Source organism: Nesterenkonia salmonea (assembly GCF_005771525.1).
GTDB lineage: Bacteria > Actinomycetota > Actinomycetes > Actinomycetales > Micrococcaceae > Nesterenkonia > Nesterenkonia salmonea.
In genome coordinates this window covers 15,647-38,907 of the sequence record NZ_VAVZ01000004.1, presented here as the reverse complement: position 1 = coordinate 38,907, position 23,261 = coordinate 15,647, and the positions used below count along the sequence as shown (strand labels likewise).

At 60.3% G+C, this 23,261-nt stretch carries 21 protein-coding genes and 1 pseudogene; 14 read left to right on the top strand and 8 right to left on the bottom strand.

The window, feature by feature from the left end; all coding sequences use genetic code 11:
- The first annotated feature begins 18 nt into the window (after nucleotides 1-18).
- Complete coding sequence (locus tag FEF26_RS02100) at nucleotides 19-2,952, top strand: FAD-binding and (Fe-S)-binding domain-containing protein (RefSeq protein WP_243730355.1); 2,934 nt, start codon at nucleotides 19-21, stop codon at nucleotides 2,950-2,952.
- Here FEF26_RS02100 and FEF26_RS02095 read toward each other — a convergent pair.
- On the bottom strand, nucleotides 2,904-3,716 hold the full coding sequence (locus FEF26_RS02095) for an HAD-IIA family hydrolase (RefSeq protein ID WP_138251887.1): 813 nt from the start codon (nucleotides 3,714-3,716) through the stop codon (nucleotides 2,904-2,906). The two genes, FEF26_RS02100 and FEF26_RS02095, sit on opposite strands and share 49 nt — an antisense overlap.
- A 108-nt stretch (nucleotides 3,717-3,824) precedes the next feature.
- On the opposite strand from FEF26_RS02095, the gene FEF26_RS02090 reads away from it, so the two are divergent.
- The 3 genes from FEF26_RS02090 (at nucleotide 3,825) to FEF26_RS02080 (ending at nucleotide 5,970) form a co-directional block, all read left to right on the top strand.
- Complete coding sequence (locus FEF26_RS02090; protein WP_138251886.1) at nucleotides 3,825-4,247, top strand: GntR family transcriptional regulator; 423 nt, start codon at nucleotides 3,825-3,827, stop codon at nucleotides 4,245-4,247.
- Nucleotides 4,244-5,182, top strand: a complete 939-nt coding sequence (locus tag FEF26_RS02085) for an ATP-binding cassette domain-containing protein (protein ID WP_138251885.1) — start codon at nucleotides 4,244-4,246, stop codon at nucleotides 5,180-5,182. Before FEF26_RS02090 ends, FEF26_RS02085 begins: the two co-directional genes overlap by 4 nt.
- 128 nt (nucleotides 5,183-5,310) lie before the next feature.
- Nucleotides 5,311-5,970, top strand: a complete 660-nt coding sequence (locus FEF26_RS02080; protein ID WP_138251884.1) for a hypothetical protein — start codon at nucleotides 5,311-5,313, stop codon at nucleotides 5,968-5,970.
- Nucleotides 5,971-6,224: 254 nt separating this feature from the next.
- Here the strand turns inward: FEF26_RS02080 and FEF26_RS02075 are convergent, their stop codons facing one another.
- From FEF26_RS02075 to FEF26_RS16035, 3 genes are all read right to left on the bottom strand, one after another.
- Complete coding sequence (locus FEF26_RS02075) at nucleotides 6,225-6,572, bottom strand: non-heme iron oxygenase ferredoxin subunit (protein ID WP_138251883.1); 348 nt, start codon at nucleotides 6,570-6,572, stop codon at nucleotides 6,225-6,227.
- Nucleotides 6,573-6,587: 15 nt separating this feature from the next.
- A complete protein-coding gene (locus FEF26_RS02070; RefSeq protein WP_138251882.1) occupies nucleotides 6,588-6,974 on the bottom strand; it encodes an RNA-binding S4 domain-containing protein in 387 nt (128 codons plus the stop codon).
- 534 nt (nucleotides 6,975-7,508) lie between these two features.
- Nucleotides 7,509-7,775 carry a hypothetical protein gene (locus FEF26_RS16035; protein ID WP_243730354.1) on the bottom strand — a complete coding sequence of 89 codons (267 nt, stop codon included), beginning with the start codon at nucleotides 7,773-7,775 and terminating at the stop codon, nucleotides 7,509-7,511.
- Here FEF26_RS16035 and FEF26_RS16345 point away from each other — a divergent pair.
- The 3 genes and pseudogenes from FEF26_RS16345 to FEF26_RS16340 form a co-directional block, all read left to right on the top strand.
- Nucleotides 7,729-9,342, top strand: a pseudogene (locus tag FEF26_RS16345) (SH3 domain-containing protein); the annotation flags it as partial. The gene FEF26_RS16035 and the pseudogene FEF26_RS16345 sit on opposite strands and share 47 nt — an antisense overlap.
- 44 nt (nucleotides 9,343-9,386) lie before the next feature.
- Nucleotides 9,387-9,635: a hypothetical protein gene (locus FEF26_RS16025; RefSeq protein ID WP_243730365.1), complete on the top strand. Its 249-nt coding sequence runs from the start codon at nucleotides 9,387-9,389 to the stop codon at nucleotides 9,633-9,635.
- Nucleotides 9,622-10,098: a transglycosylase family protein gene (locus tag FEF26_RS16340; protein WP_424991716.1), complete on the top strand. Its 477-nt coding sequence runs from the start codon at nucleotides 9,622-9,624 to the stop codon at nucleotides 10,096-10,098. The genes FEF26_RS16025 and FEF26_RS16340 overlap by 14 nt, the downstream gene beginning before the upstream one ends.
- On the opposite strand, the gene hisD is transcribed toward FEF26_RS16340, so the two are convergent.
- Nucleotides 10,095-11,402: a histidinol dehydrogenase gene (gene hisD, locus FEF26_RS02060; protein ID WP_138251880.1), complete on the bottom strand. Its 1,308-nt coding sequence runs from the start codon at nucleotides 11,400-11,402 to the stop codon at nucleotides 10,095-10,097. The two genes, FEF26_RS16340 and hisD, sit on opposite strands and share 4 nt — an antisense overlap.
- Nucleotides 11,403-11,504: 102 nt before the next feature.
- Here hisD and FEF26_RS02055 point away from each other — a divergent pair, with 102 nt between their 5' ends.
- Together FEF26_RS02055 and FEF26_RS02050 are read left to right on the top strand one after the other, a co-directional pair.
- The gene (locus tag FEF26_RS02055; RefSeq protein ID WP_138251879.1) at nucleotides 11,505-12,950 is read left to right on the top strand and encodes a mechanosensitive ion channel family protein; all 1,446 of its coding nucleotides are present in this window, start codon (nucleotides 11,505-11,507) and stop codon (nucleotides 12,948-12,950) included.
- A 123-nt stretch (nucleotides 12,951-13,073) separates the two neighbouring features.
- On the top strand, nucleotides 13,074-13,844 hold the full coding sequence (locus FEF26_RS02050) for an AMIN-like domain-containing (lipo)protein (protein ID WP_138251878.1): 771 nt from the start codon (nucleotides 13,074-13,076) through the stop codon (nucleotides 13,842-13,844).
- 46 nt (nucleotides 13,845-13,890) lie between these two features.
- On the opposite strand, the gene FEF26_RS02045 is transcribed toward FEF26_RS02050, so the two are convergent.
- Nucleotides 13,891-14,715 (bottom strand): SDR family NAD(P)-dependent oxidoreductase, encoded by an 825-nt coding sequence (locus FEF26_RS02045; RefSeq protein WP_138251877.1) that lies wholly within the window; start codon nucleotides 14,713-14,715, stop codon nucleotides 13,891-13,893.
- 89 nt (nucleotides 14,716-14,804) lie between these two features.
- Here FEF26_RS02045 and FEF26_RS02040 point away from each other — a divergent pair, with 89 nt between their 5' ends.
- Nucleotides 14,805-15,227: a hypothetical protein gene (locus FEF26_RS02040; protein ID WP_138251876.1), complete on the top strand. Its 423-nt coding sequence runs from the start codon at nucleotides 14,805-14,807 to the stop codon at nucleotides 15,225-15,227.
- Here FEF26_RS02040 and FEF26_RS02035 read toward each other — a convergent pair.
- Nucleotides 15,224-16,012 (bottom strand): MBL fold metallo-hydrolase, encoded by a 789-nt coding sequence (locus tag FEF26_RS02035; RefSeq protein WP_138251875.1) that lies wholly within the window; start codon nucleotides 16,010-16,012, stop codon nucleotides 15,224-15,226. The genes FEF26_RS02040 and FEF26_RS02035 overlap by 4 nt on opposite strands.
- 73 nt (nucleotides 16,013-16,085) lie before the next feature.
- Between FEF26_RS02035 and FEF26_RS02030 the strand changes: the two genes are divergently transcribed.
- The gene (locus FEF26_RS02030; RefSeq protein ID WP_138251874.1) at nucleotides 16,086-17,210 is read left to right on the top strand and encodes a glutathione S-transferase family protein; all 1,125 of its coding nucleotides are present in this window, start codon (nucleotides 16,086-16,088) and stop codon (nucleotides 17,208-17,210) included.
- Between the two features lie 129 nt (nucleotides 17,211-17,339).
- Nucleotides 17,340-18,131, top strand: coding sequence for an SGNH/GDSL hydrolase family protein (locus FEF26_RS02025; protein WP_138251873.1), 792 nt, complete (start codon nucleotides 17,340-17,342; stop codon nucleotides 18,129-18,131).
- 7 nt (nucleotides 18,132-18,138) lie between these two features.
- On the opposite strand, the gene FEF26_RS02020 is transcribed toward FEF26_RS02025, so the two are convergent.
- A complete protein-coding gene (locus FEF26_RS02020; RefSeq protein ID WP_138251872.1) occupies nucleotides 18,139-19,416 on the bottom strand; it encodes an aspartate aminotransferase family protein in 1,278 nt (425 codons plus the stop codon).
- A 167-nt stretch (nucleotides 19,417-19,583) separates the two neighbouring features.
- Between FEF26_RS02020 and FEF26_RS02015 the strand changes: the two genes are divergently transcribed.
- Nucleotides 19,584-21,056 carry an NAD-dependent succinate-semialdehyde dehydrogenase gene (locus FEF26_RS02015; RefSeq protein WP_138251871.1) on the top strand — a complete coding sequence of 491 codons (1,473 nt, stop codon included), beginning with the start codon at nucleotides 19,584-19,586 and terminating at the stop codon, nucleotides 21,054-21,056.
- Nucleotides 21,057-21,394: 338 nt separating this feature from the next.
- Complete coding sequence (dnaK, locus tag FEF26_RS02010; RefSeq protein WP_138251870.1) at nucleotides 21,395-23,260, top strand: molecular chaperone DnaK; 1,866 nt, start codon at nucleotides 21,395-21,397, stop codon at nucleotides 23,258-23,260.
- Nucleotide 23,261 lies beyond the last annotated feature (1 nt).

Here is a 23,261-nt window from a genome sequence, read left to right as displayed (position 1 = left end):
TGTGGGAGGTCGTTCCAGGTGACTATCACGTCCGATTCCGCTGCGACCGCGCTCGGTGACTCCGGGGATCTGGTCGCCGCGCTGCGCCGGGCCGGGGTGTCCGGTGTGGACGGTTCTGAGCTCGCTCGTGGCATGTACTCCGCCGATGCCAGCCTGTACCGCGTCGTGCCGCAAGTTGTGGCTCGGCCCCAACACATTGACGAGCTCCACGCCGCCCACCAAGTCTCCCGAGAACTGGCCGTGCCCTTGACTATGCGAGGTGCAGGCACTTCGATCGCCGGAAACGCCGTGGGGGAGGGCATTGTCCTCGACACTCGTGACCTGAAGGCCATCCTCGACATTGATCCAGAGGCACAAACCGCACGCGTGGAGCCCGGCGTCGTCCATGCGGATCTGCAGCGTGCGGCGGCACCACACGGGTTGAGGTTCGGACCGGACCCGTCCACCCATTCGCGCTGCACCATTGGCGGGATGATCGGAAACAATGCCTGCGGTTCCCGCGCCCTCGGGTACGGCCGCACCGCAGACAATATTGAGGCGGTCGAAGTCCTCTTCGGCAACGGAGAAACGGCTCGTCTTGATGCGCGCTCCGGTCGGGGCTCGGGCACCACAGCACGCCAGCTCTTGGCCTTGGCAGAGCAGAATCTCGGTCATGTTCGAACGAACTTCGGACTCTTCGGCAGACAGGTCTCCGGATACAGCTTGGAGCATCTTCTGCCGGAGAACAGGGGGCGCATTGAACGCTTCCTGGCAGGAACAGAGGGGACTCTGGGAACCACTCTGGAAGCTACGGTCAATCTGGTCCGCGATGATCCAAGCCGACGCCTCATGGTCCTAGGTTTCCCTTCGGTGGCAGAGGCTGCCGATGCTGTTCCTGATATTTTGGCAGCAGGATCCGGGAAGCTCATCGCCTGCGAGGGAATGGACTCCCGGCTCGTCGCCCTGGTCCGTGGAGCTGGCCGACGCGTGCCCACGCTGCCTAACGGCGAGTCATGGTTGTTCATTGAAACAGCGGGCGACGACGCCCTGAGCATCCTTGACGAGGTCAAGCGAGCCTCCGGAGCCATAGGGCATCGGATGATTGAGGCCTCAGAGGAGGCCGCCGCGCTGTGGAAGATTCGTGAGGACGGCGCAGGGCTTGCCGGAATCAGCTTGCCCACCCCTGCCCATTCTGGATGGGAGGACGCTGCAGTTCCACCTGAGCACCTGGGTCGGTGGATGCGTGAGTTCGAGTCCCTCATGACGGAATTCGGACTCCAGGGCTACCCCTATGGACATTTTGGTGATGGCTGCATTCACTGCCGCATCGACTTCCCGTTCAAGCACGGGGACCCTCACAGCACAGGAGTGTTCAAAGAGTTCCTTACTGCTTGCGCCGAGCGACTGGCCACTTATGGAGGTTCACTGTCGGGGGAGCACGGTGATGGCCGTGCCCGCTCGGAAATGCTGCCGATGATGTACGACGAGACGTCAATGGCGCTGTTCGCGCAGGCGAAGGCCATCTGTGACCCAGACAACCTCCTCAATCCCGGCATCATTACCGCACCTGATGGTGGAACCACAGCTTCCCAAACCGCGCATATCAAGCCCACTCAACCCAAGCAGGACCTGCCGTGGCCTGGGATGCTCATGACCCACGATGCTGGAGACTTTGGAGCTGCTGTTCATCGGTGTTCGGGAGTCGGACGTTGCGTGGCGCCGAAGACGAATGGAGTGATGTGTCCGTCCTATCTGGCGACTCGGGAGGAGAAGGACTCCACGCGCGGACGTGGACGAATACTCCAGGAAGCGATGGACGGCACACTCGTCAAGGGATTGTCCGATCCGGCGGTCCATGAAGCACTGGACCTGTGCCTGTCCTGCAAGGGCTGCGCGAGTGATTGTCCGGCCGGAGTAGACATGGCCGCGTACAAGGCGGAGGCTCTCTACCAAACCTATGACCGGGACCGGGACGGACAGCCCAAGCGTCGCCTGCGCCCGCGAAGTCACTACATTCTCGGCAGGCTTCCGTTCTGGGCCAAGCTCGCAAGTCCCATGGCACCAGTGGCCAATGCCACCATGAAGCTGCCTCCTGTGGCGGCTTTGGCCAAATGGGTTGCTGGTATTGACCAGCGGCGCAGCGTGCCCAAATTTGCAGCCAAGACGCTTCGGCGTTCCGCCAAGGACCCCCAGTCGAAGACGGGTGATCCTGATGTGTGGGTGTGGGCGGATTCCTTCACGAATCACTTCTTCCCACAGTCAGGGCTCGCCGCGCTGGAGTTCCTGCGTGGGCAGGGCCTGGATGTCCGGGTGATCGGCAAGCAGGGCTGCTGCGGCCTGCCGTGGATCACCACCGGCCAGTTGGACCAAGCCAAGAAGCTGATCAACCAAGCAACGTCGGTGCTCGCCCCATACGTCAGCTCAGGGGTGCCGGTAATCGGCCTTGAGCCGAGTTGTCTGGCCACGCTGCGCTCCGACGCCGTAGAGCTTTCTGCGGAGGAAGACGCTCGGACAGTTGCGGATGGAGTCTTGACATTCGCGGAGCTGGTCAACCGCCTGGTGGACGAAGGACGCATTGACCTTCCCGACCTCAGTGACGTGGATGTTGTGGCCCAGCCGCACTGTCACCAGTCCTCCATCATGGGATGGGATGTTGATCAGGCTCTGCTGGACATGGCGGGAGCGTCGGTGACGAAGGTCGCCGGGTGCTGCGGCTTGGCTGGGAACTTTGGGGTGGAGAAGGGCCACTACGAGGTTTCGGTGGCCGTGTCTGAGACCAACCTCATGCCCGCAGTTCGCCGGCAACAGTCAGCCGAGAGCAATGAAGGCCGGAGGAGCGTTGTCTTGGCTGACGGGATGTCATGCCGAATTCAGTTGGACGACTTGGCTGACGTTCCGGCCATCCACCTGGCTGAGCTGTTGGCTCAGGCTTCCTCAGAATCGGCTTCCCACGGTTCATCCAGGAGCTCATAGACACCGTCAATAATGCGGTTCGGGCGGAACGGATAGTGCGAGATGTTTGCTTGGGACGAGACTCCGGACATCACCAAGATGGTGTGCATTCCAGCCTCCATACCGGCGACAATGTCCGTGTCCATCCGGTCACCGATCATCGCCGTCTGCATCGAGTGGGCCCCTAGGTGGTTCAGAGCTGAGCGGAACATCATGGGGTTGGGCTTACCCACCACGTAGGGATCTGAACCGGTGGCTTTTGTGATCAGCGCCGCGATGGCGCCGGTGGCCGGCAGGACACCTTCTGGGCTTGGGCCGGTCGCGTCCGGATTGGTGACAATGAAGCGTGCGCCCGAATTGATCAGACGTACTGCCTTGGTAATGGCCTCGAAGCTGTAGTTGCGGGTTTCTCCCACCACTACATAGTCAGGGTCTGTCTCGGTCATGATGAACCCAGCCTCATGAAGCGCCGTGGTCAGGCCAGCTTCTCCCACCACATAAGCGCTACCACTGCCCTGGTCAACGTCGACCTGCTGCGCCAAGAAGGTGGCAGTGGCCAGCGCGGAAGTCCAGATTCGATTCTCCGGCACAACAAGCCCTGAATGGCGTAGCCGAGCCGAGAGATCCCGCGCGGTGTATATCGAATTGTTCGTCAGCACAAGGTAAGGCAGATCCTGGCGCCGCCACTGCTCCAGAAGTTCGGCAGCCCCAGGAAGGGCCTCGTGTTCGCGCACCAGCACGCCGTCCATGTCTGTTAGCCAGCATTCGATGTTCTCAGGGCTCATGACCCCATCTTAGGTGGCCTCGCACAAAGAAACCTTGACGCCGTCGTCGTTCTATGGTTCATTAGTAAAGTAATGAACCACTTAGGTAGTGGAGTCGAATAGGATGAGATGGTTCCTGTAACCGCTGAAAGAGGTGACCTCGTGGAAGAAGGCCGACCGCTGTTTGTGCAGATCGCTGAGGAGATCGAGGCATCTGTGCTGGATGGTTCTTTGGCTGAAGGCGAGCGTGCTCCCTCGACCAACGAGCTAGCGGCATTCCACCGCATTAACCCAGCGACGGCAGCCAAAGGCATCAACCTTCTGGTGGACCGGGAAATACTCATCAAACGCCGCGGACTCGGCATGTTCGTCGCGGAAGGCGCCGCCGAAAGGCTGCGGACAGAGCGGAAGCTGAGCTTCGCCGACCACTACCTCACACCGATGCTTGCCGAAGCTCAGAATATTGGGCTTTCGGTGGACACCGTCATTGATCTGTTGCGTGAGCGGGCGCAGCAGACACCGAATCATGAAGTGAGAGGAGAAAGCCGATGAGCGTCAACACCGCCCCAGCTGCTATAGAGGTCGCCGGCCTCAGTCGTCGGTATCGCAACACCACTGCATTGGATGGAGTCACGGTCAGGTTCGCCAAGGATCAGATCCACGGACTATTGGGACGCAATGGTGCGGGCAAGACGACCCTGATGTCGATCATTGCGGCCCAGGACTGGCCCACCGAGGGACAGGTCAGAGTGCTGGGTCACACCCCGCATGAGAACGAACAAGTGCTGCCGATGATGTGTTTTGTCCGAGAGGATCAGCGGTATCCCGACGACGCCCAGGCAAAACACGCGTTCAAGGCAGCTTCGCTTGCCTATGAGAACTGGGACTGGAAATTTGCCAACCGGCTTATTCGCGACTTCAGGGTCCCAGAGAAGACGAAGGTCAAAAAGATGTCCCGGGGTCAGAAGTCAGCTGTGGCCGTGATTATTGGGCTGGCTGCCCGTGCTGAAGTGACTTTCTTCGATGAACCGTACATGGGGTTGGATGCCGTGGCTCGGCAGCTGTTCTATGACCGGCTCCTGGAAGATTACTCCGAGCATCCCCGCACCGTGGTGCTGTCCTCGCATCTCATCGATGAGATTGCGCACCTGATTGAAAACGTGGTGCTGATCGACAGCGGCCGGGTGCTGCTTGATGAACCGGTGGAGGACCTGCGTGATCGTGCCGTCACGTTAGTGGGACGATCCGACGCTGTTGCCGAAGTCACCGCAGGGCGTGAAGTGCTGAACCAGGAGAGTATGGGCAGGATCACTCGCACCACTGTTTTGGGTCGGCTCAGTGAACAGGAGCACCAGCGCGTCCGCGACCTGGACCTTGACCTGCAGCCGGTCTCTTTACAGCAGTTGATCGTGCGCCTCACGACGCGTCAGTCAGCTGCCCGAGACCTCAATGACAGCAACCATGGCCATGGGGAGGGAGAAAAATGACAACCCCAACGGGACGCACTGATCGAACCCTCCAGCCTCAGGAACCCCACCGCGGGAAGCGATCCGCGTTTGCCCGGGTCCCTTCGGCCGTGAGGCTTCAGTTTTCACCGGCGGTCACACTCATCGGTGTGCCACTTTCGGTTTTCTTTGCCGCATGGCTGATCGCCGTGGGTATTGGGTGGTGGATTCACACTATGCAGGGGTCCGGCGACTCGTCAGGCGAGCCCATGTTCACCGGAGCCGCGCAGGCTCCGCTATGGGCATTGGTTTTTGTGGCAGCCTATTCCGCCTCGCACACCTTTCCCTTTTCGATGGCGCTGAGTTATAGCCGGCGGACCTTCATGCTGGGTGTGATTCTGGCATTCGGATTAGTCTCGGTGGCTTTCGGCGCAGCATTCATACTGGCAGCATGGATCGAACGGGTGACCGACGGATTCGGCATGCACTTCTACACCTTCAACCTGCCCTACCTCACTCAGGGTTCGGGAGGGATCGTGGCTGCCGGAGCGTTGGCCGCAACACTCTGCCTGGTACTCATGATGGTGGGCTTCTTTTGGGCGATCTTGTATCTCCGGGCCGGTTTGTTCACCCTATGGGTGATTATCCTGGGACTCGCCGTCGTGGGCCTTGCCGGGACAATGCTCATTTTTCAGAATGATGGGTGGCCCGTCATCTGGGAGTGGATCATGCAGCAAAGCGCTCTTTCATTAACCGGGTGGTTAGCGATTCTCGCCGTCGGGTTGGCGGGACTCAACTACGGAGTGATTCGCAGGGCGACCCCCGCCTAAAGCCCGGACATGAGAAAGCTCCCCGGGTGGCCGCGTGAGGGGACGCATAATGGCCAACCGGGGAGCTTGAATCACTCGCACCTTGATGAGGTAGTACCTAATATAGGGACCTACCTTGGAGAACAACCCGGTATTTGCTGAACATTATCTGTGAGTTTCTCGCAAGGTCTCTGCGAGGTTCAACAACCGGTGAACTGGGTCTTACCAGCTCGTGAACTGATGCTCACCGTCACTGGACCCCAGCACTGGAAAGACTATTCAGCCTCAGGGTGGGGGACGCCTGGGTGAAGAACGAGGTCTCCATCCTCCACAGTGACCAAATGAGTCTTAATGGGCTCGAATGCTGGCGGAGTCTCCGCTGCTCCGGTCCGCAAACAGAAAGCGGCACCGTGCATGGGGCATTCGAGCGTCTCGTCCTCGACAAAACCTTCGGAGAGAGAAACGGCCTCGTGGGAACACTCATCGTCAACCGCGTAGAACCCGCCATCTTCGGCGTGGACTACGGCGATGTCTCCCTTAGTGCCAGCCTTTTTGGCTGTCACCTGCATTACCTGGCGCTCGGGAAGCTGGTCAGCTGGGCCGAGATTTACGCGATGTGTCATATCACTAGCCTAGCGTCACTCATTCTTCGTGTAACCGCGCAGCTGCTCCAGTTGACGGCGTTCCCGTTTGGTGGGCCGACCGGCCCCGCGTTCGCGCATCGGAAGACCAACGTCACGGGGCTTAATCTGCTCGGGGGAAAGATCCCGATAAGCCATCTGCGCGACTGGGGCCCCTACACGCTTGGCGTGGGTGTATACCACTTCCAGAATCACTACATGGCCGGGCCTACTGATGCTCACCCGTGTGCCGGGACTGATTTTCAGTGAGGGCTTGACCGGGTCTCCTCCGATTTTGACCTTCCCTGCACGGCATGCGTCCGTTGCTGCAGAACGTGTTTTGAACATCCGAACAGACCACAGCCATGCGTCCACGCGCACAGGCGATAGCGCTGCATCTGTCATGTTGACCAGTGTAGACACGAGAAAGCTCCCCGGTGGCCGCGTGAGGGGGACGCATAATGGCCAGCCGGGGAGCTTGAATCACTCGCACCTTGAAGAGGCACTATCCAAGGTACTCATCATTCTGAACGGAACACCCCATAACGGCTGGACGTTTCCTATGAATTTTTGGGCTCAGCCGGGTAACGGTCTGATCACAATGTGTGTCCCTCGGCGTTGGTGCAGTCAAACCCTGAGTAATCGCTGAAAGAGTAGCTAACTCAGGGGGCAGTGCAGCGTTCGGAAGGTGTCCTGCGGTAGTGGCATCGCGCCGTTCATCCTGTCCTGCCCCCTGACCTCACAGACGCAGGTTCCTCCGTCGCCAGCAAGATTCGAAGGGTCACAGGTTGAGCACAGCTTCAACCTCCGGTCGAACGCCGCCCTGCCGTGGGTCGTAACCAACTTGTTAACCTGGGCGCGAGCTGACCGGGGGATTCGCTCAGATTTCCCATCGCATGCTTCCCCACTTGTGGGCGGCCCCGGACAGTCCCACACGCGTCACCGCCCAGGTGATGTGCGCAAGGAGTCGTGGCATTCGACTAGTGAGGATTGACCCGTGCCGAAAAAACTACCAGCGGCTGCAGTTGGCGCTTTAGCCGCCGGACTGACGTTGCCGTTCACCACCGCCGCAGCAGCAGAAGCTGCCCCGTATTCTCCGCAGCTTGAGCCCTTGGCGGGCACAGCGGCCGCAGGATCGTCGTCGTTGTCCCAGGGGACCGTGATTACTGCCTCGCGAAGTTCTGGGCAGTTCGTCCAGCCGCTCACCGGCACCTTCACCTACAGCAGTGGATTCGGGCCACGCTGCAGCTCGACCCCAGGGGCATCGTCGTTCCACCTGGGTCAAGACCTCGTGGCACCCGACGGCACGCCCTTCCGCTCTATAGCAGCAGGCACGGTGGTCAGTACTCAGACGGGCACATCCAGCCGCGCTGGACATGTCATGGTCCGGCACAATATCGGGGGCAAGACGTACCACTCCCGGTATCTTCACGTTTGGAGCGGCACAACCCATGTGCAAGTGGGAGATTCAGTCCGCGCCGGCCAGACGATCGGACTGGTGGGCAACTCCGGTGTGAGCAGCACGCCTCACCTGCATCTCGAAATCTGGGAGGGTGCTTGGTACTCCGGCACCGCTTTGGACCCTCAGGTTTTCCTGGCCGAACGCGGAGTGGACATGCGGGCCGCCGCAGCACGGGTGTTCCTCCCCAGTGTCTGTTCCGGATCCTCCGGGTCCGGGGGCACTGGTCCGGCTGGTGGATCTTCCTCGTCGGGTTCGAATAGTTCCTCGGGTTCGTCGTCGAGTTCGAGTTCTTCTTCGGCTCGTGTGACGTCGCGGGTGAATATGCGTTCGGCGCCGAGTATGGGTAATAACGTGGCGCGTTCGTTGTCGGCTGGTACCAGTGTGGATGTGTTGGGTACTCGTGGTGGCTGGTATCAGGTGCGAGTCAATGGCAATACCGGTTGGGTGTGGCAGGACTTCCTGAGCACTAGTTCTTCTGGTTCGAGTGGCTCGTCGGGTTCTAACGGTTCTTCCGGTTCGAGTGGCTCGTCGGGTTCGAATAGTTCCTCGGGTTCGTCGTCGAGTTCGAGTTCTTCTTCGGCTCGTGTGACGTCGCGGGTGAATATGCGTTCGGCGCCGAGTATGGGTAATAACGTGGCGCGTTCGTTGTCGGCTGGGACCAGTGTGGATGTGTTGGGTTCTCGTGGTGGCTGGTATCAGGTGCGAGTCAATGGCAATACCGGTTGGGTGTGGCAGGACTTCCTGAGCACTAGTTCTTCTGGTTCGTCATCGGGTTCTAACGGCTCTTCCGGATCGAACAGCTCATCAAGCTCCAACAGTTCTTCCCCAGCGAGCAGCTCCTCGGGTTCGAACAGTTCGTCGTCCTCATCCAGTGGTGCGCGGGTGACCTCGGGTGTGAACATGAGGTCGGGCCCGAGCATGAGTGGCCGAGTGGATCGTGTGCTTTCGGCTGGGACGTCCGTCACTGTGCTGGAGCAGCGTGGTGGTTGGTACCGGGTGCGAGCCAGTGGCAATACCGGTTGGGTGTGGGGTGAGTACCTCAACGTCTCATCTGGTTCTTCGAGCTCTGGTTCATCAAGTTCAGGTTCATCAAGTTCCGGGTCCTCAGGCTCGGGCAGTTCCTCTTCGTCGGGTTCCTCGTCCTCGGGCTCGTCTTCTGGTTCGTCGTCGTCGGGTTCGAACAGTTCGTCTTCCTCATCCAGTGGTGCGCGGGTGACATCGGGTGTGAACATGAGGTCGGGCCCGAGCATGAGTAGCAGCGTGGCCCGGACCTTGTCAGCTGGAACCAATGTTGAGGTGCTGAGCTCCCGCGGAGGTTGGTACCAGGTGCGAACCAACGGCAACACCGGGTGGGTGTGGGAAGACTTCCTCGACGTCCGGTCCTCATCCTCAGGCTCTGGCAGTTCCTCAGGTTCCAGCGGATCATCAAGCTCGGGCAGCTCATCTTCAGGATCGGGTTCGTCCTCTTCTGGCTCGTCATCCTCCGGATCTTCAGGTTCCGGGTCGGGCAGCTCATCGGGCCGGACCGGTCCAACAAGTGGTCAGCACGCCCAGAGCTCTCGCGGACCCTACAGCTCCGCCTGGGATCGTTTGGCTCAGTGTGAGTCCTCAGGAAACTGGTCCATCAACACCGGCAACGGCTACTACGGCGGACTACAGTTCTCTGAGTCATCATGGCGGTGGGTCGGCGGAAGCGGACTGCCGCATCAGGCATCGAAGCAGGAACAGATTGAACGCGCATACCAGCTCTGGCAACGCCAGGGGTGGGGTGCGTGGCCAGCGTGCTCGCAGCGTCTGGGTCTCAGTGGCAACCCCGGTGGCTGGGGAGACAGCTACTTTGACGCTCATGGTGGCACCCAGACAAGCTCCACCGTCACCTCAGCAGGCGATTGGCGGGCCACTTACTCAGTGCCGCTGCGCGAAGACCCCAGCTCGAGTGCGGACAAGCTGGCCCAGATTCCTCGCGGCGAGGTGCTGCGCACCGGCGAACGGCGAGGATCATGGCTGCAGGTCGAGCACGACGGCGTGGTCGGGTGGGTCAACACCACCTTCGTGATGAACGTCTAGGGGTACCTTGCCCGCACCGCGTCGCCGTGTGCGGGCAGGTCCTCGGCCTCGGCCAGCGCGGTGACGTGGTCGGCCACCTGGGCCAAGCCCTCACGGCCGTAGCGGATCACCTGCTGCGAGCGCATGAAACTCGTCACGTTCAATCCAGATGAATACCTGGAAGCTCCACCGGTAGGCAGCACGTGGTTGGAACCGGCACAGTAGTCGCCCAGGGAAACAGGCGTGTAGGCGCCGAGGAACACTGCACCCGCGTTGTGAATCCGATGAGCGAAAGCGTCGTCGTCATGTGTCATGATTTCCAAGTGCTCGGCTCCGTAAGCATTGGCGATCTCAACTGCAGCATCCATCGAATCGACCAGAAGGACCGTTGACTGGCGTCCAGCAAGTGATTGCTTGACACGCTCTGTGTGTTTTGTGGCGGCTGCCTTTTCGCTCACCTGAGTGATCACACGTTCCGCAAGATCAGGTGAGTCGGTGACCAGTACCGCAGCGGCAAGCTCATCATGTTCTGCCTGGGACACCAGATCCGCTGCTATGAGATTCGCCGGCGCTGTCCCGTCAGCCAGCACCATAATTTCAGTGGGCCCAGCCTCAGAATCGATTCCGACAGTGCCCTGAACCGCCCGTTTGGCCGCCGCCACGTAGACATTCCCCGGGCCAGTAATCAATGACACTGGAGGCACTTCGACGCCACCATCAGAGTCCTTGGCGCCATAGGCGAACATGGCCACAGCCTGGGCGCCGCCTACCGCATAGACCTCGTCTACTTCCAGCAACTTGGCTGCCGCCAAGATCGTTGGGTGGGGCCATCCGCCGAAATCACGCTGCGGAGGTGACGCGATCGCCAACTGTGGCACTCCCGCGACCTGGGCAGGCACCGCGTTCATCACCACAGACGAGGGGTACACCGCCTGTCCGCCGGGAACGTACAAACCTACACGCTGCACCGGCACCCACCTGTTGGTCACCCGCGCATCAGGGCCGGGGGAGACCTGAGACGCCGCTGGAAGTTGTGCAGTATGAACCTCTCTGGCCCTCAATATGAGGGTATCCAGCGCTTTGCGCACCGCCGGATCCAGCGCAGACAGCGCGCGTGAGAGCACCTCTGAGGGGACGCGCAGAGCAGCTGGTCGCACCCCATCGAACCGCTCGGAGAGGTCTAGCAGAGCTTCGGTCCCTCCAGTGCGGACCTGTTCCAAAATGGGGGTGACAGTCTCGATAGTCGCCGAAACATCGTGTTCCGCCCGAGGCAGAGCCTGAGCAACATCCAATTCGCGGCCACGAAGATCAGTGGTAGTCAGCATGGAGACTATTCTTCCCTGTCATTCACCAAAGTGGCGACTCATGACGAAGCTCGCATCGGGAAAGCTGGCCGGCGTACAACTTAGCGTGGAACAATTTCGGCCATGATCAGCTTCCCCTTTCAGACATTGGACGATTCCGCCGAGTCTGGGCCCCCCTCACAAGAGGGTGCCGGGCCCTTGGCCGACATCACCACTGATGTGGACGACCATATTCCTCAGGAATTCGAAACGATCGTGTCCGCGGCAGGTCCCTATATGGGGGTCCTCATCGGACTGACCTTCTCAGCAATTGCCGCGTTGATCGTCACCCTTATTTTTTCCGTGGCCCTGAAGCAGGTCTTCCGCCGCAACGCCGCCGTCAAGCGATCGATCAACCGCACCCGGATCCCGGGCTTCTGCATTGTGCTCCTGGCGGGTACCGCACTCAGCGTCCGCTACGCCGTGGACGCTGAGCTCTGGTGGCAGGGCCCACTGTTTGTCCTTCTCAACATCGCGTTGATCATTTCCATCGCTTGGTGGGCTCTTCGCGTGGTGAAGATCGTTGAAGCAGTGATCCTGTCCAAGTACATAGGTGAGGGTGAACTTGGTGCAGAAGATCGCCGCGGCCGCAGAGTCCAAACTCAGGTTGATCTGATTGGGCGCATCCTGGCAGCAGTCATCATCACAGTGGCCGTCGCGGCAGTACTTCTGCTCAACGAAAGTGTCCGAGGTCTGGGCGCAGGTCTCCTCGCCTCAGCTGGTGTTGTCTCAGTCGTGGCAGGTCTGGCGATGCAGTCGACCTTGGCCAACCTCTTCGCCGGCATCCAGCTCGCCTTCACCGATTCCATCCGCGTGGGCGATGTGGTGGTCATTGAAGAGAACTTTGGCACCGTGGAGGAGATCACTCTGTCCACCGTGGTCATCAAATCCTGGGACGGCCGCCGATTCATCTACCCCAGCGCACATTTTGTGGCGACTCCCTTCGAGAACTGGACTCGAGTCGGCACCGAGCTGTTGGGCGTCGTCGAGCTGGACGTGGATTGGAGGGTCCCAACTGATGCGCTTCGCGGCCGTCTGAAACGCCTCCTGACCACTACGGATCTGTGGGATGGGCAGACATCCAATCTGCAGATCACGGAGGCCACCGGTGGGCACGTCCAGGCTCGCGTGGTCGTCTCGGCACGTAATTCGGGGGAACTCTGGGACCTGCGCTGTCTGATTCGCGAAGACCTGGTCAATTTCCTCCGCGCTGAACATCCCTACGCGGTGTTGACCCAACGGATGCTCATGACCAATGAGGAAGCCCTGGCTGGTGGAGCTGAGTCCATTGCCACCGGCCAGGTCAACACCATCTCGGCCGACCCTCAGACTAGTTACGGTGAAGAGCCCATCGCGGGCCCAGCGCAGGACCGTCCCCACACATCCCAGGACGCTTCCGTGCCCACTACTGAGTTCCCAGTGGAGGAAGGGCTATTCACCGGCTCGATCTCCGCAGTGGAGCGAAACCGAGAGTTCTCCGGCCCAGGAGAGAATGCCTACCGGGAGCGGAAAGACCGTCAGAACGACTGATAACAACATTGCAACGCTTAGGTTGCAATGTAGCTACAGTCGCTGATCTGGCTGTTCACTCCTCGAAAGTGCCATTACCGTTGGCAGGCGGACCTATGTCAGCCACATGAAACGGACCTGCCTGTGAACGACGTGCCGCGAAGGACCACGCCACCCGCTGCACTCGCTGCCGCGTTGGCAGCGTGCCTATTCGCCGCAGGTTGTGTCGGTGACCCGAGTGAACCGCAGCAGGATGGTCAGGAAGCCGCTGCGACCGAAGAACAGCCCCCGCTGGATGAGCCACGTGATGAGCCGGTCACGACAGCCTCGGATGAGGAGTCTGCACAAGCCGAACAGCCGGAAGTCGAAACGAATGAAGCCGCTCCTGAATCCCCCGAGGGCGATGCGGAGCCAGAATCCGACTCTCCCAACGGCGTACTGGATGTCACAGAGTTCTCTGCTGAGCCCCAAGAATCCAACGGCTTTCCCGAACTTCTGACTGATGTACCCGAAGATGCGCACCTGCTTCTGCAGGAAGTGCGAGTCGGAATCCATGAGGAGTACCACCGCATAGTCTTCGAACATTCAGGGGCTGGGGCGCCTGGCTGGTCGGCTGAGTACGTTGATGAGGCAGTGGAGCCGGGATCAGGATTTCCGATCGATATGAGCTCCGAAGCGATCCTCTACGTTGGGGTTGTCGGACTAGAACCGGGAAATGCAGGGCAATCCGACGGGCACCTGGAATTGTCGAACCTCGTCGACACTCAGGGCACCGTCTTCTCCGAGGCCGTGACAACCTTCGTTCACCATGGGTCCGCCAGCTACTACATCGGTCTGGACACCGCACGCGATTACCGCGTATCCGTGTGGGAGCACCCTGATGGTCCGCGCTTGATCATCGACGTGCTGGTCTAGCCGCACCAAGCTGGCATAAGCCCTCCGCACCCCACATCAGGTGGCCCTACTTGGTGGAGGAGTCAGTCTCGGTCACTGCAGGCTCCGCATTCTCAAAGTCGGCGGGCGCACTAATACGCCTGTCAGTCGCCCACTGAACCACTGAACCTGGCATGAACCGCAAGCCCGCTGACAATGCGCGGTACTGGGCGGAAGGGATGCACAACGATGCTCCCTGCGCGTTCGCGGTGAGACCCTGACGGACCACATCCTCAGCATCCAGCCACATCCACTTCTTCGCGCCACTGATGCTGATCCCTGAGCGTTCGTGAAACTCGGTACGCACCAGGCCTGGGCACAGGGCGGTGACGGTGAGACCTTCAGATTTCAGCTGAGTGTGCAGAGCCTTCGAGAAGTTCACCACCCAGGCTTTGGCTGCTGAGTAGGTACCGGTGGCGGCGAACCCAGCCACTGACGCCACGTTGATAATCCGTCCAGCGCGCTGGGCGGTCATCGCACGCGCTGCAGTGTGGCAGAGCTCCATAGGTGTCTGCACATGCAATCGCAGCAAATCGCGCTCGTCTTGCAGATCCGTGTCAAGGAAGTTCCCGGCCAGACCATGACCGGCATTGTTGATCAGCAGATGGACCGGGTGGGAGGGGTCGAGGAGCCTCTCCTGGACCGCACCGACGCCATCGTCGGTGGTCAGATCCGCTACCACCGTCTCAGCGCGAATCCCATACTGCGCTTCCAAAGACTCTGACTGGACCTCCAGACGGTGTTCTGTCCGGGCAGCCAGCACCAGATCGTAGCCCTGAGCTGCCAACTGACGGGCAAAGGCTGCACCCAATCCTGCGGTGGAGCCGGTAATGACTGCGGTGTGGGTTCCCATAGGAATATCGTAGAGGTCCAAGACAACAGCCTGTGGCCAAAACACTCAGCCCAGGTCCAGATGCGTGTGGGAGAGCCAGAGGAGAAGCTATGCGGTGGAACAGACGTGGCGAATGGGGACCAGAGCTCTTCGGGGGTCCCCGACTCAAACCAGACCAGTGGGCGCCTTTGGAGGCGAGGATCGTGGCAACTCACTTGGATCCTGTGGAGCGGGTCCTCGAAGAGCTCACCGGATTCATGGACTATTTCCGCGAGGACGTTGAGGGGACCCCTCTGACAGGTGTGACCGATGGGCAGTTGGCCGTCACGCAGTCCCCAGATACTGACAGCTTTGGCCGCAGGGCGCTCAGCGTGTGGTTCTACGCCGGAGGCCCCGTGGGAGAAGCATCTCCCAACGCTTTCGAACGTCTCGGCAAAGCCTCGCGCTCTCTGGTGGACGAACTCAAAGCCGAAGGAATCGAAATCCAGGAAATCCGCTGGAAAGAACACCCCTACATCAGGCGGCCTTTCTAGCGAGTCCTGGTGAGATGATCCAACTGGGCCGCAGCAATTCGGGTAATGACCGTTTGGTTCAGACCAGTCTTGTCGCCATACATCAGCTGTCCCAGTTGTTCGGCAGTCAGTGAACCGTGCTCAGCCAGCAACGACTGGGCCTGATCAAGACGCTCCTGGCGGTGGTCCAGGTACGCCCTGACCACAGGTCCCAGCTCCTCGTGGAGGGGCCCGTGGGCTGGCAGCAGCATGGCGTCCTGGTATCCGGAAAGCATCTCAAGTGAGCCCAAATAGTCGGTCAGAGTCCCGTCAGGGAAGTCAAGCATGGTGGTTCCCCGACCCAAGACAGTGTCACCGGTGATCATCGCGTGTGCTTCAGGCAGCCAGAAACACACTGAGTCAGAAGTATGCCCCGGAGTATGCAGCACTGCCACTGTGCTGCGACCCACACCGATCTGTTCGCCGTCGACCAAAGGGAGGACCGTTCCCTCCCCACCGGGCAGGCACACATCAGGGTCCAGTCCTCGGACTTCAGCGCCAGTCATGGAGGACAGAAGTTTGGCGGCCCCGAGGTGATCACTGTGCCGATGAGTCACCAGAATTTGGGCCACCGCGCGCCCGGCCGCCGCTTTCATGATGTGTCGCACATGATCAGCGTGTCCCACTGGACCAGGATCAACGACGACGACGTCCTCGGCGTCTGGTTCGCCGATGAGGTAGGTATTCGTGCCCTCCAGCGTCATAGGGGAGGGGTTGTCACAGGTGAGTACATGGACTGATGAGGGTAACGGCGGCGGCGTCGTCATGTTCTCCAGCTTATGCCCGGACGGAGGCGTTAGGCTTGATCCGACGTGGTCCCACGACGGAAATGAGCTGAGCATGAGTGACCCGCATAAGACTTCTGGCACCGAACACTCGACGCGAGGGGCATATGTCACCGGCGGTGAGTTCACCCGCGACACCAACTACATTGAAGACCGTGTGGTGGCGGATGTGGACGCTGTTCGGAGCGCACCGGCCGAGAAATCCTCCACTATTGGAGACCCGCGGATCGCTGGACTCACTGAGGACGCCGAGGCCTGGCCGGTTGAGGCTGGCCGCTACCGTTTGGTGGCCGCGCGTGCTTGCCCGTGGGCACACCGGACCATCATCATCCGGCGGCTTCTCGGGTTGGAAGACGCGATCTCCCTAGCCACCCCAGGACCAGTGCACGACGTGCGTTCTTGGACTTTCGACCTCAGCCCGGATGGACGCGATCCGGTGTTGAACACCCAATGGCTGCAGGAGAACTACTTCAAGCGGTTCCCGGACTATCCACGAGGCATCACCGTCCCAGCTTTGGTGGACGTCCCTTCAGGCCAAGTGGTCACCAACAATTACCCGCAACTGACATTCGACTTCTCCACGCAATGGTCCGAATTTCACCGCCCCGGAGCGCCCAACCTGATTCCAGAGGATCTGGTCGAGGACATGCTGCCGGTCATCAAGCGGATCTTCACTGAGATCAACAATGGGGTGTATCGCTCCGGCTTCGCCGGAAGCCAGTCGGCGTATGAGGAAGCCTATGACCGGCTCTTCACCGCTCTGGACTGGGTTGAGGAACGTTTGGAGAGCCGCCGGTACCTCATGGGAGACCACATCACTGAGCCGGACATCAGGCTGTTCACCACGCTTGTGAGGTTCGATCCGGTGTATCACGGTCATTTCAAGTGCAACCGGAACAAACTCACCGAGTTCCCGAATCTGTGGGCGTATGCACGGGACCTTTTCCAAACCCCTGGATTCGGCGACACCGTCGACTTTGACCAGATCAAGGCCCATTACTACGTGGTGCACGAAGACGTGAACCCCACCCAGATCGTGCCAGTTGGCCCTGAACTCGAAAGCTGGCTGTCGCCGCATGGCCGTGACTCCCTTGGAGGCTCACCCTTCGGCGAGGGCACAGCGCCTGGCCCATTATCAGTGGAAGAGCAGCCCCCGGGAGTGAACCCCCTCAGCACCTAACCTCTGGCTGCTGCGACTCGCATAGCCGTGGAGAGGTTGAGAGTGCAAGAGCCTCAGCCTCAGCTTCAGCCGGACTGCCCATGCGCGGTACAGTGGCGGAGATGTCGACGTGCAGGAGGATACGGGGTCATGGCAGCACATGATGAGCTCGACGGACCGTTTGAGAAGCGGTACGTCGCTTTGGGTGACTCATTCACCGAGGGAGTGGGTGATATTGATCCTTCCAGCCCCAATGGGGTTCGCGGTTGGGCTGATCGCGTGGCCTCGCAGCTGATCGAGAATGACGACAGTTGGGGATACGCCAATTTGGCGATCCGCGGTAAGAAGCTTCAACAGGTTCTGGATGAGCAGCTCGACGCCGCGCTCGCTCTGAATCCAACCCTGGTGACGTTCTACGCCGGAGGCAATGACATCCTCCGGCCTGTGGTCAACCTCGACGGGATCATGGAACGCTACCGCTGGGCGCTGGAGAAACTTGTCGATTCCGGTGCTCGGGTGGTTGTCTTCACCGGATTCGATTCCGGCAAGGCTCCCATGTTCCGGGCCACTCGCGGAAGAACAGCCATCTACAACGAGTACATCCGCAAATTTGTCGATGACTTAGACCTGGACCTTGTGGACTTCTGGCACATGAAGCAGTTCCAAGACTGGCGCTTCTGGGACCCGGACCGAATGCACCTCAGTATTGAAGGCCACATTCTCATGGCCAAGGAAGTGCTCAGGGTGCTTGGGGAGAAAGACGAGATCGCCGAGCCGGAGTTGCAGGACCCTCCGGTCTCGTCATTGCCGGAACGAGTCTTTGCCGAAGCTGTGTGGACCAAGGATTACCTGTATCCGTGGGTTAAGCGTCGTGTGACTCGTAAATCCTCCGGCGACCATATGTCTCATAAGTACCCCAAGCTCACCCATCGCATCTGGTGATCTGGTCCTAGCCGAGTACTGAGGCTACGGCACCTGCGAAAATCTCCGCGGCGTCGTCGACCTGTTGTTCGTTGACGACCAACGCGGGAATGAACCGGACCACTTCGGTCCAGGGCCCGCAGGTCAGCAGCAGCAGTCCTCGCTTGGCGGCTTCCTTCTGAACGGCCGCAGCGGTGGCGGTATCAGGCTGCCCGTGAGCGTCGGCGAACTCCACTCCGATCATCAGGCCCAGCCCGCGCACGTCCACAATATGCGGGTAGTCGGCCGCGATTCTGCGCAGCGCAGCACGAAGCTGCTCACCTCGGGCATCAGCGTTGGCCACCAGGTTTTCCTCTGCGATCACATCGAGCGTGGCGAGCGCAGCGGCACAGGCAACTGCGTTGGCCCCATAGGTACCGCCCTGAGAACCTGGCCAGGCTTTCTCCATGATCTCCGAGCGTGCCGCAATGCCAGAGATGGGGAATCCGGACGCGATGCCTTTGGCGAACATCTGAATGTCCGGAGTGACGGCGGAGTCTTCGCCTCGGAAGTGGTCAAGACCCCAGTACTTCCCGGTGCGGCCGAAGCCCGTCTGCACCTCATCGATCGCGAGCAGAATGCCGTGCTTGTCTGCGCGCTCGCGGAGCCCTGCGAAGAACCTCTCGTTGCCCGGGACATAGCCACCTTCGCCGAGCACTGGTTCGACCATGAAGGCGGCAGTGTCGGCTGGGCTTGACTGCGTCTGGAGGACTAAGTCCAACTGCTTCAGCGCGAAGTCAGTCACCTGCTCCTGACCCCAGCCCAGATCACGGTACATCGAGGGGTTGGGGAATGGAGATACGACGACGCCGGGCATCAGCGGGGAGAACCCTGCCTTGAACTTAGTGCCGGAGGTCGTCATGGAGGCAGCAGCTACAGTACGCCCGTGGAAGCCGCCCTGGAACACGATGATGTTGGGCCGGCCGGTGGCCTGGCGGGCCAGGCGGAGCGCGGCTTCGGCAGCCTCTGATCCGGAGTTCGCGAAGAACAGCGAGTCCAGGCCCTGAGGCAGAACTTCCCCGAGCTTCTGGGTGAGCTGCTGCAGGGGCTTATGCATGATGGTCGTGTACTGACCATGAATGAGGTTCCCGACCTGACGCTGGGCGGCCTCAACGACTTTGGGGTGGCAGTGACCAGTGCTGGTCACGCCGATGCCTGCAGTAAAGTCCAGGTGACGGGTGCCGGCCTCATCGTAGAGGTAGACCCCTTCTCCATGGGTAGCTACAACGGGTGTTGCCTGCTTCAATTGTGGGGAGAGCTGAGCCACAAAGTACTCCTTTTCGGATTGTTGACAATCTTCATCCTGGACTAGGCTACCCATCAAAGCCCGCAATGTCACAGGATGCTCGGCCAGGGAGAGTGACGCCCCATGGGTGCGGATCGTTCTCAGCTGCGCAGAGTCGGGCCAGTCGTCGATTATCAGGAGGAATCTCAATGGTCTCAGCGTCCCAGGAGCACGAGGCACGCGTGGTGGATGCCGCGCCTAAGAAGCTCTACATCAACGGTCAATGGCGCGATGCTCGGGAGGGCCGCGTGCTCAATGTGCACGACCCCTCGACTGGCAGTGTGCTGTGCACAGTGGCTGATGCTTCACCGGAAGACGGCCGCGATGCTCTCGACGCTGCCCAGGCTGCGCAGAAGGACTTTGCCGCGATGCCTCCGCGCAAGCGGGCCTCGATACTGATGCGGGCCTTTGAGCTGATGCACGAGCGTCAGGATGATCTCGCGATGCTGATGACCCTGGAAATGGGTAAGCCGCTGGCTGAGGCGGCCGGAGAAGTGGCCTATGCCGCCGAGTTCTTCCGCCACTTCGCAGAGGAAGCCACGAGGATCAGCGGCGGATACCAGACTGCACCAGCGGGCAATGCGCGGTTCGTCATCCGCAAGGAACCGGTGGGGCCGTCGCTGCTCATCACTCCGTGGAACTTCCCGCTGGCTATGGGCACCCGCAAGATCGGTCCTGCGATCGCTGCTGGCTGCACCTCTGTCCTGAAGCCGGCTGAACTGACACCGTTGTCCATGCTGGCTTTGGCGCAGGTTCTCGAAGACGCTGGCGCGCCTCCTGGTGTGGTGAACATTGTGGTGACATCGACGGCCGGGCAGGTGATGGAGCCCCTGATTCGTTCCGGGATCGCGCGCAAGCTGTCCTTCACGGGGTCCACTCCCGTGGGCAAGAAGCTGCTGGAACAGTGTGCTGACAAAGTACTCCGGACTTCTATGGAACTCGGCGGCAACGCGGCTTTCGTCGTCTTCGAAGATGCGGACCTGGACAAGGCAGTTGAAGGTGCGATGCTGGCCAAGATGCGCAATTCAGGTGAGGCGTGCACTGCGGCGAACCGGATGTTTATCCATCGCAGTGTGATGCACGAGTTCTCCGAGAAGTTGGCCCAGCGAATGGGGCAGCTGAAGGTAGGGCGTGGCGTAGACGAAGGTGTTCAGGTCGGACCCATGGTTGACGCCACGCAGCGCGACAAGGTCAAGGAGTTGGTTGACGACGCAGTAGGAGCAGGTGCCAAAGTGGTCGTAGGTGGCGAGGCGGGCCCAGGCGAAGGATTCTTCTACCAGCCCACAGTTCTTCGGGATGTCCCCCTGCAGGCGCGTATGTGGAACGAGGAGATCTTTGGCCCGGTGGCACCGCTGACGCCCTTCGACACTGAGACTGAGGTGGTTGATCTGGTCAACGACACCGAATATGGCCTGGTGAACTACGTCTACACCAATGACCTCACGCGGGCACTGCGCGTCGCTGAGAACATCGAATCCGGAATGGTGGGCCTCAATCAAGGGGTTGTCTCCAATCCGGCTGCGCCGTTCGGAGGCATGAAGGAGTCCGGCCTGGGGCGTGAAGGTGGCGACACCGGAATTGATGAGTTCCTCGAGACCAAGTACATCGGCATCGCGATGTAAGGTCGCCGCCGCCCCAGAAAGCGTCTCAGGATGTTGGAAACTTCGGCACATTTTGCCCCAGTTCCCCACATCCTGAGACGCTCCTTCATTGGTGGCGGCTGCAGGTGGCTGTTGGAGCTCACAACGTGGTCTTCCGGAGGTCTGGAGTCGGAGGGGAGTGGGCTGGACTGGGCGGGAATAGAGCCGAGGGCGCCGTCGTTGAAATCCCTGAAAAGCAAAGTTGAGTGCAGTCGACTCAAGTCAGTTTGACAAGGGTCAGCTCAAGTTTCAGACTTGAGTCGAACTCGCTCAATGCAAGATGCAGTGCTTTGAAGGAAATCCTCACGAAAGGAGACCGAATGTCTCGCGCAGTCGGAATCGACCTCGGAACCACTAACTCAGTCGTCACTGTCCTCGAAGGCGGTGAGCCCACTGTCATCGCCAATGCTGAAGGTGCCCGCACCACCCCTTCAGTGGTGGCCTTCTCCAAGTCCGGTGAAGTGCTCGTCGGTGAAGTAGCCCGCCGCCAGGCAGTGTCAAACCCAGACCGCACCATCGCCTCAGTCAAGCGCCATATGGGCACGGACTGGGAAACCGAGGTTGACGGCAAAAAGTACACGCCGCAGGAAATCTCGGCCCGCACCCTGATGAAGCTCAAGCACGACGCCGAGTCCTACCTGGGTGAGGATGTCTCCGAGGCAGTCATCACCGTCCCCGCATACTTCAACGACGCTGAGCGTCAGGCGACCAAAGAAGCCGGCGAGATTGCCGGGCTGAAGGTCTCCCGCATCGTTAACGAGCCCACCGCCGCAGCCCTGGCCTATGGCCTGGAAAAGGGCAAAGAGGACGAACAGATCCTGGTCTTCGACCTCGGTGGTGGTACTTTCGACGTCTCCCTGCTGGAAGTCGGCAAGGATGAGGACGACTTCTCCACCATCCAGGTCCGCTCCACTGCCGGTGACAACCGGCTCGGCGGCGATGACTGGGACCAGCGCATCATCGACTGGTTGGTCGCGCAGGTCAAGCAGAAGGAAGGCGTTGACCTGTCCAAGGACAAGATCGCCGTGCCACGTCTGAAGGAGGAGGCGGAGCGCGCCAAGAAGGAGCTCTCCTCAACCTCCACTGCGAACATCAACATCCCCTACGCCACTCAGCATGACGGCTCCCCGGTCCACGTCAATGAGACGCTCTCCCGCGCCAAGTTTGAGGATCTGACCTCCGACCTGCTGGAGCGGACCAAAAAGCCGTTCAATGACGTCATCAAAGAAGCCGGGATCCAGATCTCGGAAATTGATCATGTGATTCTGGTCGGTGGCTCCACCCGTATGCCCGCCGTGGCAGAACTGGTCAAGCAGCTCGCCGGCAAAGAGGCCAACAAGTCCGTGAACCCGGATGAAGTGGTGGCCGTCGGTGCTGCTCTGCAGGCCGGTGTGCTTGCCGGTGAGCGCAAAGACGTTCTGCTCATTGACGTCACTCCGCTTTCCCTGGGCATCGAGACCAAGGGTGGTGTGATGACCAAGCTCATCGAGCGCAATACCGCGATCCCCACCAAGAAGTCCGAGGTCTTCTCCACTGCTGAGGACAACCAGCCGTCGGTGGCCATCCAGGTCTTCCAGGGTGAGCGTGAGTTCACTCGCGACAATAAGCCGCTGGGTACCTTCGAACTGACGGGCATCGCGCCTGCACCTCGAGGCATGCCTCAGATCGAGGTGACGTTCGACATCGACGCCAACGGCATCGTCCACGTCTCAGCGAAGGACAAGGGCACCGACAAGGAGCAGTCGATGACCATCACCGGCGGTACTTCCTTGGAGAAGGAAGACATCGACCGCATGGTCGCGGACGCTGAGAAGCACGCTGACGAAGACAAGAAGCGCAGGGAAGCAGCCGAGCGTCGCAATGCCGCTGAGGCCTCTGCATACTCGGTGGACAAGCTGCTGAAGGAAAACGCAGAGAAGCTCCCTGAGGAAGTCAAGAACGAAGTCCAGGCCGACGTTGACGCGCTCAAGCAGGCGCTTGAGAACACCGACAACGAGGACGAGGTCAATGCCGCATACGAGAAGCTTCAGGCTTCTCAGGTCAAGATCGGCGAAGCGCTCTATGCTCAGGGTTCAGAGTCCACCCCTGGCGCTGAAGAGGCACCAGCCGGTGAGGCCGGTGGCGAGGACGAGGATATCGTCGACGCCGAGGTCGTGGACGAGGACGACGACGCCGACAAGAAGTAAG

Bases quoted from the DNA above. Each gene is read 5' to 3' on its own strand.
- FEF26_RS02095 (WP_138251887.1), bottom strand. From the start codon at position 3,716: ATGAGCCCTGAGAACATCGAATGCTGGCTAACAGACATGGACGGCGTG.
- FEF26_RS02090 (WP_138251886.1), top strand. From the start codon at position 3,825: ATGGTTCCTGTAACCGCTGAAAGAGGTGACCTCGTGGAAGAAGGCCGA.
- FEF26_RS02085 (WP_138251885.1), top strand. From the start codon at position 4,244: ATGAGCGTCAACACCGCCCCAGCTGCTATAGAGGTCGCCGGCCTCAGT.
- FEF26_RS02075 (WP_138251883.1), bottom strand. From the start codon at position 6,572: ATGACACATCGCGTAAATCTCGGCCCAGCTGACCAGCTTCCCGAGCGC.
- FEF26_RS02070 (WP_138251882.1), bottom strand. From the start codon at position 6,974: ATGACAGATGCAGCGCTATCGCCTGTGCGCGTGGACGCATGGCTGTGG.
- hisD (WP_138251880.1), bottom strand. From the start codon at position 11,402: ATGCTGACTACCACTGATCTTCGTGGCCGCGAATTGGATGTTGCTCAG.
- FEF26_RS02055 (WP_138251879.1), top strand. From the start codon at position 11,505: ATGATCAGCTTCCCCTTTCAGACATTGGACGATTCCGCCGAGTCTGGG.
- FEF26_RS02045 (WP_138251877.1), bottom strand. From the start codon at position 14,715: ATGGGAACCCACACCGCAGTCATTACCGGCTCCACCGCAGGATTGGGT.
- FEF26_RS02040 (WP_138251876.1), top strand. From the start codon at position 14,805: ATGCGGTGGAACAGACGTGGCGAATGGGGACCAGAGCTCTTCGGGGGT.
- FEF26_RS02035 (WP_138251875.1), bottom strand. From the start codon at position 16,012: ATGACGACGCCGCCGCCGTTACCCTCATCAGTCCATGTACTCACCTGT.
- FEF26_RS02030 (WP_138251874.1), top strand. From the start codon at position 16,086: ATGAGTGACCCGCATAAGACTTCTGGCACCGAACACTCGACGCGAGGG.
- FEF26_RS02025 (WP_138251873.1), top strand. From the start codon at position 17,340: ATGGCAGCACATGATGAGCTCGACGGACCGTTTGAGAAGCGGTACGTC.
- FEF26_RS02015 (WP_138251871.1), top strand. From the start codon at position 19,584: ATGGTCTCAGCGTCCCAGGAGCACGAGGCACGCGTGGTGGATGCCGCG.
- dnaK (WP_138251870.1), top strand. From the start codon at position 21,395: ATGTCTCGCGCAGTCGGAATCGACCTCGGAACCACTAACTCAGTCGTC.